The following is a 15,248-nucleotide window of genomic DNA, read 5'->3' as shown; positions in this document are numbered from 1 at the left end:
GTAAAGTGAGTAAAGCGGGGATGAACCAGCTTTCGATTTTAAATGCGAAATATGAAATTATGAGAAAATTTACCGAATAACATCGATGACTTCAAATGATATATAGTTTCTCAAATTTTGAAATTCAATAAAAGTAGTATCATACAGTGATTTTAAAATGATAATTATTAAAATTGTCATATGTCATTGACATAAACCTTTAGGCCAAAGGAAGGGTTTCTCATTTGTCATTCGTATTACAAGTAGTCCTGTAATTTTCTTATGGGTTAAAACTCTAAATTTATAGGGTGCTTTTTTACTCAGCATCCAAGCTATGCGTATACACAAACTGCCGTTAATTCTGCTAGTATTTTATGTTCTCACCATACAGGGGCAAAAGAAATCTATACCGTTAGAACAATATAATGTTATCTGGAATACGCCGAGTAAAAATGCATTGGAATCCATGCCATGTGGTGGGGGCGATGTTGGTATGAATGTTTGGGTCGAAGACGGTGATTTGCTTATTTACTTAAGCCGTAGTGGAACATTTGACGAACTAAATTCCTTTCCTAAACTTGGGAGATTACGAATTGAACTATCACCAAATCCTCTCGATAACCCTGATGATTTTAAGCAAGAGTTAAAATTAAAAGAGGGGTATGTTCAGATAAAAGCTTCTAAAGAAGACCTAGAAGTTTCTATCGATGTATGGGCGGATGTTTTTAATCCTGTATCGAATATTAACATTCAATCAAATCAAAAAGTAGAAGCTATCGCGAGCTATGAAGGGTGGCGTAATGAAGATCGAGAACTTACGGGTCTTGAAAGAAATATGTGCAGAACCTATTTAGGCGCACCGTTCGCCACAATAGTAAAAAAAGATAAAGTCGATTTTGCAGATGGGGGCGTTCTATTTTACCATCGCAATTCTGGGGAAACTGCTTTTGATTTAGTGGTAAAGCAGCAAAGACTTGATTCGGTAAAGAAAAAACTGTGGAATCCTTTAGAAAACCTCACCTTCGGCGGTCGCATGTCGGGTAAAAATATGAAACCTTTTAAAACTGTAACTGGGCGCTATGCTTCTACCGATTTTAAAGGCTGGTATCTCAAATCTGTTCGGCCTGCACGTAATCACCATATAAAGGTGGTCATGCATACCGAGCAAACAAGTTCAGAACAACAATGGGTGAACAGTTTAAAGAAAGTAGAGCAACATCTGACAAAATCTAAAAAGCCGAATAGGGCAAAGAGTATTGATTGGTGGAAGGATTACTGGAACAGAAGTCATATAGTTATCAATAAAGACGACCCCGATCCTAAAGCCAAGGAGTGGCAAATAGCTCGCAATTATCAAGTCTTTAGGTATCAGTTGGGTTGTAACGCCTTTGGCAGCTTTCCCACGAAATTCAATGGCGGATTGTTTACTACGGATCCCGAATTTGTCGATTCGACCATGACCTATACTCCCGATTACAGAAGTTGGGGCGGGGGTAGTGCGACGGCCCAAAACCAACGTCTTGTATATTGGCCGATGCTAAAAAGTGGTGATATCGAGATGATGGTGCCACAATTCGATTTTTATGCCAATGCTTTAAATAATGCTGAACTTAGAACCGATTATTATTGGGGGCATGACGGGGCAAGTTTTACCGAGCAGATGGAAAGTTTCGGATTACCGGTAGGGTTCGAATACGGTTGGAAGAGACCTGAATATTTTGATCCTGGCATGGAATATAATTCTTGGATAGAATATCAGTGGGATACTTCTTTCGAGTTCTGTCAAATGATATTGGACGCCTATTCTTTCAAGAATGTGGATATTAAAAAATACGTGCCCTTAATCGAAAGTTGTCTGCGTTTTTATGATGAGCATTATCAATACCTGAGCGAGCAGCGAACGACGCAAAGTTTAAATCAAGAGGGTAAATTAATTTTTTATCCTTCTACGGCAGGTGAAACCTACAAAATGGCCACGAATCCAATAACGGTGGTTTTAGGTATGAAAAGTGTAATCAAGGCCCTATTAAACCTACCCGAAACTTTACTTGGAGAATCGAGCCGTAAGTATGTCGTAGAATTGTATGAGCGACTGCCCGAGGGTATTCATTTTCGAATGCAAGAAGGTAAAAAGACTATTGCCCCAGCCAAGTCATGGGAGCGTATAAACAATGTTGAGCTGCCACAGTTGTATTCTGTATACCCTTGGGGGGTGCACGGGGTTGGTCGTGAAGATTTAGACATTGCTAGAAACACATGGTTTTATGGTGCTGATGTTGAAGGTCAAAAGGATTATACAAGCTGGCATCAAGACCCTATTTTTTGTGCACGATTGGGTTTGATTAAAGAAGCTGCTCGAGAAATTATAAAAAAGCTACAGGATGCCGATAGGCGATTCCCAACCTTTTGGGGGCCGGGCCATGATTGGGTGCCTGACCATAATTGGGGAGGATCTGGTATGATCGCATTGCAAGAAATGCTTCTTCAAAACGTAAATGATAAGATTTACCTATTTCCAGCTTGGCCAAAAAAATGGGATGTCGATTTCAAGCTTCATGCTCCAAAGAATACGGTTGTTGAAGTGTCTTATAGACAAGGGAAGGTCGAGAATATAACGGTAACGCCTACTGAGAGAACAAAGGACATTGTTCTGTTGAATGATTTTAATTTCTAACCTTAAAAATGCTGTTTGAAGAAATAATATTACTTCTTATCAAAACCGAACATCAAGAAAAAATAACCATCTAATTTACCGTCAAAGCTTTTACGAAGTAAGTTAAAGGCTTTGCGCAAGTGGCCTTCTACGGCTTTTATAGAAACATTTTTGTATTCAGCTATCTCAATATTACTAAGACCTTCTTCTTTACTTAACAAAAACACTTCTTTGCATTTTGGGGGTAGCTTCTGAATCTCTTGCCTTACCAGTTTCAAAATGCGCTCTAGCGAAGGTTTTTCTTCTTCAACTATCTCAGATATGGCATCTATATATTTCTTCTCTAACGGAAAAAAAGGTTTTTGCTTGCGGTACTGGTCGATGAACTCATTGTAGACCGACCTATATAAAAAGCTCTTGATTGAAAAATTGGATTTTAGTTTATTTCGCTTTTGCCAAGTACGCACAAAAACATTTTGCACAATATCCTCGGCAGCATCTTGGTCATGAATGAGACTAAAAGCATAAATACAAAGCTTATGGTGATACATATCTACCAGATGGTTGAATGCTGCAGCCCGACCTTCTTTAAGGGCTGTAATTAGTTGTTGGTTGTCGTCGTAATTCTCGCTCATGTGGTAAATTAATAATATTGAAGCATAAATATTAATAAAATTTAAAAAAAAATCATAAATAAGTAGGGTAATGAAAAAATGAAACGTATTATTTTAAAGAGGTGGATTAAATGATTACCCAAAAAGCGGAGAACCTTATTGTAAAATTCATAAACAATCAGGCATCAATTTCTGAACTTGAGGAGTTGGAGCATTGGATGAAAAACCCAAGTCATGAAAGGGTTTTTAAGGTTTACGTTAAGACAAATTATGCAATCGATTATGACATGAAGAGGTTCGATACAAATAAAGTAAAGAACAAATTGGCGGAAGAGATGGCACATGAGAAAAAGGCAGTCAAAATCGAAAAAAAACGAAAGGTCTTTTACTATGCTGCCGCCGCGGTAACTATTGGAGTTCTCTTATCAACACTCTTTTATAAGACGAATTCTCTCGAGAAGGATGTAGAAAAAATTCTTATTGAGGTAATCGTGAACGAAACCATCGAACCTGGCACCGATAAGGCTATTCTAACTTTAGATGATGGATCGGTTGTAGAATTAGGCAAGGCCAGTTATTACGATATGCATAATGCAAAAAGTGATGGAGAACAGATTGTATATGACAATGTCGAGCCGAATCACGCCGATATTAAATACAACGATTTGACCATACCTCGAGGAGGTCAATTCTATATAAAATTGTCTGATGGTACGCAGGTTTGGTTAAACTCTGAATCAAAATTGAGATACCCGGTTAGTTTTAGGTTGGGGGAGGCAAGAGAAGTAGAGCTGGTATATGGCGAGGCTTATTTTAATGTGTCGCCAAGCTCTAAAAACAAAGGGGCTAAATTCAGAGTGATAAATAAAAGCCAAGAGATAGAGGTTTTGGGCACAGAATTTAACATCAAGGCGTATAGGGATGAGGTCAATATATTTACGACTCTCGTAGAGGGGTCCGTAGCGATAAAAAATGATGATTTCAATCAAAGGTTGATACCTGAGCAACAATTAAGACTGAATACACAAAACCATACACTTGATGTGTACAAGGTAAATGTGTTTAACGAAATTTCTTGGAAAAACGGAATTTTCAGTTTTAGAGATAAGCCTCTAAAGGATATTATGAAGGTTATATCTCGCTGGTATAATGTAGAGGTAGTTTTTGAAAATAAAGAATTGGAAAATGTAACTTTTAAGGGAGTGCTTGGCAAACAACAAAACCTTCAAGAAATATTGTCCGCTATTAAAACCTTAAGTATAATCGAAAATTATGAGATAAATGAGAAGAAAATTATTTTAAAATGAAATCTTAAAGAAGATAGTAAAATTATAAAGGGGACAGAGCGAACACCTGGAAAGTATATGACTCAAATCCCCAATAATCGATTACTAATTAATTAAAATGTTCAACTAACTAATAACCACCAAATTTATGAAAATTAATTTGCAAAATGTCCTTTTCCTTTTCAGGAGGGGGCTGTTAATCAATATTATGAGAACTTTTATATTTCTATCGCTGACCACGGTATTGAGTTTTGCTCCAAATTCTATTTTGTCGCAAAATTCAAAAGTTCAAATAGATGTCGATAAGATATTGAGCGTTGACGAAGTTTTTGACCTCATTATGAATCAGACTGACTACAAGTTTATTTATCAAGAGGGAATCTTTGATAATTATCCGAAGGTAGAAGTAAAGAAAGGTAGCATACTCGCCAATAAACTTTTAAAAAGGAGTTTGTCGAGTGGTCATTTTAATGTAAAGGTGACCGATAATAATACGGTTTTAATAGAGCAATCAGTAGAGAAGGCAAATATTATTGAACAGGTGCAAGAAGAGGTTTCTGGTATCGTTATCGATCAAAATGGGCAGCCTTTGCCAGGGGCTAATGTTATCGAGAAGGGCACTTCGAATGGTACTCAAACCGATTTTGATGGCAATTTCACCATAGCGGTAACTGACCAAAATGCGGTTCTATCCATTTCTTATATCGGTTTTGCCACCCAAGAGATAGCCGTAGGTGACCAGACCAACATTTCAATTACCCTTCAAGAAGATGCTTCAAGTTTAGATGAGGTGGTTATCGTGGGCTATGGTGCACAGAAAAAAGTAAATCTAACAGGTGCGGTAGACGACGTGGCCGGCGATGTTCTCATTCAAAGACCGGCAACGAATTCTGCAAACCTCTTACAGGGCCGCATTTCAGGGGTCGAAATTATTCAACCTAGTGCCGAACCAGGTCAAAATAATCCCATCATACAAGTCAGGGGCGTGGGATCTTATGGAGGTAGTAACGATCCATTGATATTAATTGACGGGGCTGCAGGATCATTGACCAACCTTGCTCCTGATATGATAGAAAATATAACTGTTTTAAAGGATGCTGCCTCATCAGCAATTTACGGGGCCAGAGCTGCGAACGGGGTTATTCTAGTTACCACCAAAAAGGGGGAGAAAGGTAAGCCGGTTGTTAGTTATAGGGGGAACATCTCCATTCAATCGCCTACTGCATTACCCGATTTTGTTGATAATTCTGCCGAGTATATGCAAATGTTCAATACGGCATATAACCGCTCTTTTCCGGGGGAAACCTATTATCCACAGTCGGAAATAGAAAAATATCAGAATGGTACGTATCCATGGAATTTTAACTCGGTAGATTATTGGTTCAAAGATGCCACCGTTCATAATCATAACTTGTCGATTTCGGGTGGCGGAGAACGCAGTGTCTATAATTTTTCGGTTTCTGCATTGACCCAAGATGCCATGGCTCCCGGCTACGACTTCGACCGTTATAATGGACTTTTTAATTACTCCATCGATGTAAGCGACTGGTTGACCATGAGTACCTCATTTAACTTGACCAGTACCGAAGATACTCGACCACCGATGATGAACCTATTTGTGCCAATGTATATCTATGCCACTTCTCCTCTTAGCCCACCTTACCTTCCTGATGGTCGTGTGGCAGGTGAAGCCTACGTTGGTGAACAGGCCATACAATATCGTCAGTCGCCCCAAGAGGTATTCGATTTAATCGGTAGTCAGTACTTCAATACAAATAATCTGAATGCGCACCTGAATTTTGAAATCAAGCCTTTTAAAGGTCTGACCTGGAATACCAAATTTGCGGTTAATTATCAATATCGGTATTTCAAGATGCACCAAAAATCGTATAAAACCTATTTCTGGCATAATGTAGATATCTTTCCTGATGATGGGGTTGAAGTGCTTCCGAACAACCAGAACTTTGATGCTATAAGCGCAGAGGTGCCCGGTTTGACCGATGAGCACATGACCGAATCTACACCAACTATTTTTTCGACCTTGGCCTATGACACTAAACTGGGCGAAGACCACAACCTGTCTGCAATGGCAGGTTATGAACAAGTCAGTTTTAACCGAAGAATATTAAGGGCCAACAGACCCAATACCGTTGCCCCGAATCTTACAGATATTCAGGCCTATTCTTCCGATGGAGAGAAATTGTTCAATACCCATTTTCGGTTGGCAGCATTAGAGCGCCCTGAAGAGTGGGCCATACGGTCTTATTTCGGTAGGTTGGCCTATAATTTTAAAGAAAAATATCTCTTCGAGGCTAATTTAAGGTATGATGGTACTTCTAAAGTTTCGCCTGATTATCGATGGGGCCTATTTCCATCTGCATCGGCAGGCTGGGTAATTTCCGAAGAGAATTTCATCAAAAGTAACCTAACATGGTTAGACCAGTTTAAGATAAGAGCTTCCTATGGTAGGTTGGGTAACCAAAATATAGGATCTTACCTATATCAGAATAACCTTTCTATCAATTCGGTATACCCGTTTGACGAAGAAAATGAGGTTCTGCAAGGCGCGAACCTCACCACCTTCAGAGATCAAAGCCTGCAGTGGGAGACTACCGAAGTTACGGATATAGGTGTCGATATCAATATAAAGAATTCATTACTAGGCGTATCTTTCGACTATTTCAATAAAAATACTTTTGATATTCTCGCATCAGTGCAAATACCTAGAAGCACCGGGCTAAACAACCCAACGGTCAACAATGGAGAGATGCGCAATAAGGGCTTTGAATTTGAACTAACCCATAGAAACAATGTTGGTGATTTGTTCTACAATGCGAACTTTTTGTTGACCAAGTATAAAAATGAGGTGGTGTCAATTTATACGCCGAGCACGGGCAGTACGATAAGAGATGTGGGTTACCCCTATGATGAATTCAATTTATATGTATGGGATGGTATTTTTCAAGAAAACGATATTGCCAGTGGCAATTACCCGACTCATGAAGCGAACCAAAACCCAAGGGCCGGAGATTTAAAAATGAAAGATATTGACGGTGATGGCGATATCGATGCAGATGATCGCGTACCGATTGGTGGCAGATATCCTGATTTCACCTACTCTTTTGGTTTTAATTTTGAGTACAAGAATTTTGGCCTTAATCTTTTCTTTCAAGGAGTTCAAGGTAGAAAGGCCCTCTTGCAGTTCTGGACCCCCAATTCACCATTTGGGTCGGGTATTCCGCCAACAAAAGATTGGCGTAACGCATGGACCCCCGATAACCCCACCAACGAAATGCCAGCGTTGCATATAGATGGGTACACGGGTGTTGCTGCTTATAGTGCCTCTACCTATAATCTGCACGATACTTCATATTTGAGATTAAAAAACGTGATGCTTTCCTATAATTTGCCCACTGAAGTTACCCAGAAGTTTCATGTGCAGAATTTGAAATTATATGTTTCTGCCGATAATCTCATTACATGGACTGATTTCAAAAATCAAGATCCTGAGCGACACCTTTCCAGTTTTTCAACTGTGTTTTTGAGTTGGCCTCAGGCGAGAATACTCAATCTTGGTCTTAATGTTAAATTTTAGTTGATATGATGATTATGAAAACATATAAAAAAATATACAATTTTTTCATAGGAGCGGTAGTAGCTTGCGTAATCTGGTCTTGTGATGACGATTTTCTAGAGAAAAATCCATTGGACAGTTTATCAAGTGAGACTTTTTGGCAAACTGAAGACCACGTTGTGACCGGGCTAGCTGGGGTTTATGCGACACTAACCGAGAACTATCTAGGTTATGAAAGAGTTTATTTCGAATGTCTTTCAGACAATGCCGCAAATGCACTTCCGAATTTTGAGCAACGATTTCTTTATGAAATGACTATTGGTGCCCTTAGCGCAGTTTCAGGTGGTGCTTTGAACAACATGTTTTTACAGCCTTATAAGGCTGTAACGGCTTGTAATTACTTTCTGGCCAATGCAGATAATGCCCTTGAAGACCCTCTGCTTACCGAGAGTGATCTCGAGGTCTATAAGGCTGAAGTTAGGTTTGTAAGGGCTTTGGCATATTTTGATGTGGTTCAGTTATGGGGCGATGCTCCGCTCTATGTAGGTTTTCCTGATAACCTTGATGAAATGGTGGTGCCTAAAAGTTCTTCTGCAGATATTTATCAATTGATAGAAGATGACCTGAATTTTGCCATCGCCAACTTGCCAGATGTACCGTATTCGGGCCATGCCGTTAAGGGTAGTGCGCAGGGCCTATTGGGCAGAGTGTTGCTGACACAAGAGAAATGGGATGAGGCCGCCAATGTTCTAAAAGAGGTGATCGATGGAGGTAAATTTCAATTGGCCGACAGCTACAAAGATATCTTTCTGAAAGGTGGTCAAGCGAACCCGAGCGTCAATACCGAAATTTTATTTTCTACAAAATACAGCATGAACAATGTGCATAGGGTAGACCCGGTTCCAGCAGGTATTTATCTTGAATTGGGGCAACAGTATTATTTGCAGCCGTTTGCAGATTTGGCAGATGTATATCAGATGTCTAACGGCGATGACCCAAGTTCGACTTCCTTACCTTCTGAAAACTATCAAAACAGAGACCCTCGGTTAGATATGACCATCAAGTTGCCTAACGAATCTTGGCCCAACGATGTTCCTATTTTCTCTTCGTCAACGGGTTTCGTGATGGAGAAATACGTAGACCTAGATGTTATGCCATTAACCTCTGAAGATGCATTTGAGTCCGATAATGATTTTGTGCATTTACGCTATGCAGATATTTTACTGATGTACGCGGAAGCTAAAAATGAGGCCAATGGGCCAGATGCGTCGGTTTATGAGGCCATAGATGAAGTAAGGGGTAGAACGGGAGTGAATATGCCGGCGGTTGACCGAGGGGCGTTTGCCGACCAAGGCTCTTTGCGTGAGTTTATTCGAAATGAAAGAAGGGTAGAATTAGCATTGGAAGGGTTGAGATATTTTGATTTGAAACGTTGGAAGATTGCACAGTCTGAATTGGATGGTATGCCCACCACGAACGGAAATATTATGGTGTTCAAAGACCATTTTTACAAACTGCCGTTTCCTCAGGCAGAACTTGATTCCAATCCAGAATTGGTTCAAAATGATGGATATTGATCTAAGTCATAAAGATAGTGAGTTGGAGTTAGTTTAGTTAAGATCGTCCGGAGATGCAATTGGGCAAAATCCGGACGTATCTTTTGAAAACAAAACTTATCCATTTCTTTATGTGGATAGACGTCAATGTTTTAGAAATTATAGCGCGGGATGCAAATCGAATAAAATAGAAATGCCATTGCGATAGCTCAATGGTTTAAAGTAGTTAATAACTGTAATGAACAAAAAAAGATAATGACAAAAAACATCACTTTCATCTTACTTTTAATGTTTTTCGGAACCTTGGCCTTTGGGCAAGATAATGGTTTGGTCGCCAACACGAACAGCCCCTTTACAAAGCTAAAAAGTGTGAATCTTGAAGATGTAAAATGGACCAGTGGTTTTTGGAAAGAGCAGTTTGATATTGAGACCCAAAATACATTGCCCTACATGTTGGACCTCTATCAAAATGATTCGGTCAACCATGCCTACGCCAATTTTGAGATTGCGGCAGGTTTGATGGAGGGCAAACATAGGGGGCCCTCTTTTCATGATGGTGATTTCTATAAAATAATTGAAGGTATGGCATCCGCGTATGCGATAACCAAAAACCCTGAGTTGGATAAGGAGATGGATATGGCTATTGCCCTCTTTGAAAAAGCCCAACGAAAAGATGGTTATCTGAACACTCCTGTACTGATCGAAGAACGTTGGGGTACTTTGGGGCCAGAACAATTGCAGAAACAATTAGGTTTCGAGAAATACAATATGGGTCACCTGATGACTGCTGCGTGTGTGCATTATAGAGCTACGGGTAAGGAAAGTTTTTTGAATGTAGCTAAAGGGGTGGCTGACTTTCTGTACGATTTTTATAAAAAGGCTTCTCCAGAATTGGCACGTAATGCTATTTGCCCGTCACATTATATGGGAATTGTTGAAATGTATCGCACCACAAAAGATGCCCGATATTTAGAGTTGGCAAACAACTTGATAGATATCAGGGGTACCACAAACGACGGAACCGACGATAACCAAGATAGAATTCCGTTTAGGGAACAGACCACGGCTATGGGCCATGCGGTTCGCGCCAATTACCTATATGCGGGTATTGCCGATTTGTATGCCGAGACAGGAGAAAAAAAACTACTTGAAAATTTACAGTCGATCTGGGAAGATGTCGCGTATCGTAAAATGTATATTACTGGCGCATGTGGCTCTCTCTACGATGGGGTTTCACCAGATGGAACGGTGTATAAACCTTCTATTGTTCAGAAAGTACATCAAGCATATGGCCGACCTTTTCAATTGCCGAACGCTACGGCCCACACTGAAACCTGCGCCAATATTGGTAATGTTTTATGGAACTGGCGTATGTTGCAACTTACTGCAGATGCCAAATATGCCGATATCGTAGAGTTAGCACTCTACAATAGTGTACTGTCGGGTATCAGTCTTGAAGGTAAAGAGTTCTGTTATAATAATCCTTTAAATGTTTCGAATCAACTTCCCTTTGAGCAACGTTGGGGAGATTTTCGCGAGGGTTATATTTCAAAATCGAATTGTTGTGCACCCAATGTGACCCGAACCTTGGCCCAAGTCAATAATTACGCTTATAACCTTTCGGAAAATGGTCTTTACGTTAATTTATATGGAAGCAATAACATAAAAACCTCTACTTTGAGCGGTGATGTTGTTGAAGTGCAGCAAGAGTCAAATTATCCATGGGATGGTAAGGTGACCTTGAAAATAGTAAAAGCGCCGAAAAAAGAGTTTGCTTTCTTTTTGAGAATACCTGGCTGGAGCGAGGGTTCGACCATAGCTGTAAATAATGCAAATACTGAAGAATCGATTGTAGCTGGAAGCTACTCGGAAATTAATAGAAAATGGAAAAAAGGTGATGTTATAGAACTGGATATTCCTATGCCGGTTCGATTGATGGAAGCCAATCCGTTAGTAGAAGAGACAAAAAATCAATTGGCCGTTAAGCGAGGACCACTAGTTTATTGTTTGGAATCAGAAGATATGTCAACATCCGTAGACATTAATAAAATTCTTTTGAATGTCGATTCAGAGTTTAAGACGAAGACGATTAAAATTGATAATAGAGAAGTTGTGGGCATCGACGCCAAGGCGTTTGTTAAAACAGAGGACTGGAGCAAGACCTTGTACCAACCAATTTCCAGCTCAAAAGAAACGATTGATGTTACATTGGTGCCCTACTATAGCTGGGGCAATCGTTCGAAAAATGAAATGACCGTTTGGATGGGGTATTGATTAAAATGTGTTGATGCGATTGGTATGGAAAGAATTTTAGCCGAGTATTACATTGAGACGCCCTATAAAGTTGAAGATGCTGCGGCGGTATTGGCCGGGGAACAATCATCAGGAACTTTTGTTTCCGTTCCCGGAGAGACAGAAGCCCTGAAAAAACGCTTTGCCGCACGTGTAGAAGATATTCAATTGTTAGAAGAGGTTGCTGAGCCTTCAATTCCGGGCAATAACGTTCCGAATAAGAAATATCAACGAGCCAAAGTAAAGGTAAGTTGGTCCATTGAAAATTTCGGGTATAACCTACCTGTTTTGGTAAGCACTTTACAAGGCAATTTATATGAGATAAGCCAGTTCACCGGATTAAAATTGATAGATATTCAGGTGCCTGAATCTTTTAGCAGGCATTATCGCGGCCCAAGATTCGGTATCAAGGGTTCAAAGGAATCGTGTAGCGTATCGAGCAGACCTTTGATAGGAACGATTATCAAGCCAAGTATAGGCATGTCGGTAGAAGAAACCGCTTCTTTGGTAAAAAGCTTGATCGAGGCGGGTATTGATTTTATTAAAGACGACGAGTTAATGGGCTCTGCCGCTAATTCATTTTTTGATGATCGAGTGAAGGCGATTATGAAAGAGGTACGCGATGGAGAACAGCGAACTGGTAAAAAAGTGATGTATGCCTTCAATATTAGCGACGAGGTTGATGAAATGCAACATAAATACGACTTGATTCTTAATGAAAAGGGAAGCTGTGCCATGATAAGCATCAATAGTGTGGGTCTTGCAGCTACAAAAAAAATATGTGATATGGGGCAGCTTGTTATTCACGGGCATCGTAACGGATGGGGCATGATGAACAGACACCCTTTGTTGGGTATCGAATTTCCGGCGTATCAAAAAATTCAGAGGTTGGCCGGGGTAGACCAACTACATGTGAACGGTATTCAAAACAAGTTTTGGGAATCTGATGACTCGGTGGTTACCTCGATTAAAAGTTGTTTAAAGGCCTTTTTGGGAGGAAACAATATTCTACCCGTAGTATCTTCAGGTCAATGGGGCGGACAGGCTTTTGAAACCTATAAAAGAACCCAAACTACAGATTTGCTTTATATGGCGGGTGGAGGCATACTGGCCCACCCTATGGGGCCTACGGCGGGTGTTACCGCAATAAAAAGAGCATGGGAAGGTGCTGTAAATGGCCAATCAATTGAAGAAACGGCTCAAAACTCACCCGAATTTGCCGCATCGGTAAAAAAGTTCGCTAAATAATGCAGCAACCAGAGCAATTACTTTTAACATTTTACGGTGATGATTTTACCGGTTCTACCGATGCTTTGGAGTACCTGACCTTAGCCGGAGTACGAACCGTGCTTTTTCTGCGAAAGCCCGAAGAGAAAGATTTAGAACGATTTTCTGATGTTCGAGCCATTGGGGTAGCCGGTAAAAGCCGCTCGATGTCACCTGATGAAATGAACGAAGAACTGCTTCCTGTTTTCGAGGCTATAAAAAAGATGAATCCGCAACATTTTCATTATAAGGTATGCTCCACCTTTGATTCGGCACCCCATGTGGGTAATATGGGTAAGGCTATAGCGATAGGTAGGGAGGTCTTCGAACAGCAAACGGCAATGATATTGCCTGCTGCGCCCCACTTGGGCAGGTATTGCATTTTCGGTAACTTGTTCGCAAAAATGGGAACTTTTGGTAACGGTCAGATTTATCGTGTTGATCGACATCCTTCGATGAGCAATCATCCGGTAACACCTGCCCATGAGTCTGATTTAACTCTGCATTTGGCTAAACAGACCAATCAATCAATCGCACTTGTAAATGTCAATATTATAGAAAAGGGCACGGAAACCATTTTGGAGTCGGTTGCAGAGAACAAAGCGGATATTTTATTTTTTGATGGATTGAATAACGTACACCTCGACACCATCGGTACGGTTTTTCATCAACTGGCACAAACCAAGACATTATTTTCCGTAGGCTCATCGGGGGTGGAGATGGCCTTGGGTCTAGCTTGGAAAAAGAGTAAGATTTTAGAAGGAAATGTTTCATTTGATGTATTGGCAGATGTAGGTCCGATATTGGTATTGTCAGGTAGTTGTTCCCCTGTTACCGCAGAACAAATTGAATATGCTACAGATATGGGGTTCGTTCAAATTGCATTAGATGCCAATGCTGTTGATGAAGATTGTCGCTCTAATATTATAGAAGAAGCAGCACATCAAATCATAGATAATTTTAATTTAGGTAAGTGCACCATTGTACATACCAGTATCGGGCCCCAGGATCCACGTATCGCAGTTACTGAATCGTACTTTAGAGAACAAGGTCTGGCTGCAGATGATGTTCAAAAACAATGTAGTAAAGTATATGGTAATATTTTGGGTCAAATTGCCAAGAAAGTCATAGCAGAGGTCAATATCAAACGGATTTTGTTTGCAGGTGGTGATACTTCAAGTCATGCGGCTTCGGAGCTTGACATCATAGCGCTCGAGATGATTGCGCCTTTGGCACCAGGAGCACCATTGTGCAAAGCAATTTCGGATTACAGTCAAGTAAACGGATTGGAATTGAATTTTAAAGGAGGGCAGGTGGGTACCCCCGATTATTTTTTAAAGGTTTTAAAAGGAGAGAAATTATGAAGACAAAAACGTTAGGTTTCGTGCATACCTCGGCCACATTGGTGCCCGTTTTTCAGCAATTGACCAATGAATATTTAACGAATGTAGAAACCTTCAATATCGCCGATGATAGTGTTATTAAAGATGTTATCAAAAAAGGTAGGTTAACACCAACAACGGCTTCAAGGGTGGTGAGCCATATTCAAGGGGCCGAGGCCGCTGGTGCCGATGTGATATTGGCTACGTGCTCTTCAATCGGTTCGGCCATTGAAACAGCTGCTACATTATGTAGCGTACCGGTCATTCGAGTCGATTTGGCCATGGCCGACGAAGCTGTTAGAATAGGCGATAAAATTGGGGTCATAGCTACTTTGCCCACTACTTTAGGGCCGACCAGTGATTTGGTCAAGAGAAGAGCTGAAGCAGTTGGTAAAAAGGTGAAAATTGTTTCTAAACTGTGCGAAGGTGCTTTTGATTTCTTAATGAATGGCAACTCCGAAAAGCATGATGAGATGGTCAGAGAAGGTCTCAAATCTCTGATAAAAGAGGTCGATGTGATTGTTTTGGCACAGGCATCTATGGCCCGTGTGGTTGATACTTTAAGTTCAGAAGAGAAATCGATTCCTATTTTGGCAAGTCCTGGCATTGCCATGAAAAAACTTGCCGAAACTTACTTCAAATAAGC

Annotated in this window: 9 protein-coding genes; 8 read left to right on the top strand and 1 reads right to left on the bottom strand. The window is 40.4% G+C overall.

Annotated features, from left to right (window positions below; all coding sequences use genetic code 11):
* The first annotated feature begins 313 nt into the window (after nt 1-313).
* Entirely contained in the window at nt 314-2,653 is a 2,340-nt protein-coding gene (locus IV512_RS15390) for a DUF5703 domain-containing protein (protein ID WP_209404925.1), read from the top strand.
* A 29-nt stretch (nt 2,654-2,682) separates the two neighbouring features.
* On the opposite strand, the gene IV512_RS15385 is transcribed toward IV512_RS15390, so the two are convergent.
* On the bottom strand, nt 2,683-3,267 hold the full coding sequence (locus IV512_RS15385) for an RNA polymerase sigma factor (RefSeq protein WP_209404923.1): 585 nt from the start codon (nt 3,265-3,267) through the stop codon (nt 2,683-2,685).
* A gap of 110 nt (nt 3,268-3,377) precedes the next feature.
* Between IV512_RS15385 and IV512_RS15380 the strand changes: the two genes are divergently transcribed.
* The 7 genes from IV512_RS15380 (at nt 3,378) to IV512_RS15350 (ending at nt 15,246) form a co-directional block, all read left to right on the top strand.
* Entirely contained in the window at nt 3,378-4,553 is a 1,176-nt protein-coding gene (locus IV512_RS15380) for a FecR family protein (RefSeq protein ID WP_209404921.1), read from the top strand.
* Between the two features lie 187 nt (nt 4,554-4,740).
* On the top strand, nt 4,741-8,127 hold the full coding sequence (locus IV512_RS15375) for a TonB-dependent receptor (protein WP_209404918.1): 3,387 nt from the start codon (nt 4,741-4,743) through the stop codon (nt 8,125-8,127).
* A gap of 14 nt (nt 8,128-8,141) precedes the next feature.
* Nucleotides 8,142-9,683, top strand: a complete 1,542-nt coding sequence (locus IV512_RS15370; protein WP_209404916.1) for a RagB/SusD family nutrient uptake outer membrane protein — start codon at nt 8,142-8,144, stop codon at nt 9,681-9,683.
* Between the two features lie 234 nt (nt 9,684-9,917).
* Nucleotides 9,918-11,936, top strand: a complete 2,019-nt coding sequence (locus IV512_RS15365; protein WP_209404914.1) for a glycoside hydrolase family 127 protein — start codon at nt 9,918-9,920, stop codon at nt 11,934-11,936.
* 24 nt (nt 11,937-11,960) lie between these two features.
* Nucleotides 11,961-13,202: a ribulose-bisphosphate carboxylase large subunit family protein gene (locus tag IV512_RS15360; RefSeq protein ID WP_209404912.1), complete on the top strand. Its 1,242-nt coding sequence runs from the start codon at nt 11,961-11,963 to the stop codon at nt 13,200-13,202.
* Complete coding sequence (locus tag IV512_RS15355; protein WP_209404910.1) at nt 13,202-14,584, top strand: four-carbon acid sugar kinase family protein; 1,383 nt, start codon at nt 13,202-13,204, stop codon at nt 14,582-14,584. Before IV512_RS15360 ends, IV512_RS15355 begins: the two co-directional genes overlap by 1 nt.
* Nucleotides 14,581-15,246, top strand: a complete 666-nt coding sequence (locus IV512_RS15350; RefSeq protein ID WP_209404908.1) for an aspartate/glutamate racemase family protein — start codon at nt 14,581-14,583, stop codon at nt 15,244-15,246. Before IV512_RS15355 ends, IV512_RS15350 begins: the two co-directional genes overlap by 4 nt.
* Nucleotides 15,247-15,248 lie beyond the last annotated feature (2 nt).

The sequence above is a fragment of the Pseudozobellia sp. WGM2 genome, assembly GCF_017810075.1.
Classification (GTDB): Bacteria; Bacteroidota; Bacteroidia; order Flavobacteriales; family Flavobacteriaceae; genus JADNYK01.
The sequence above is the reverse complement of the archived record's forward strand: the minus strand, read 5'-3'. Positions and strand labels throughout refer to the sequence as shown.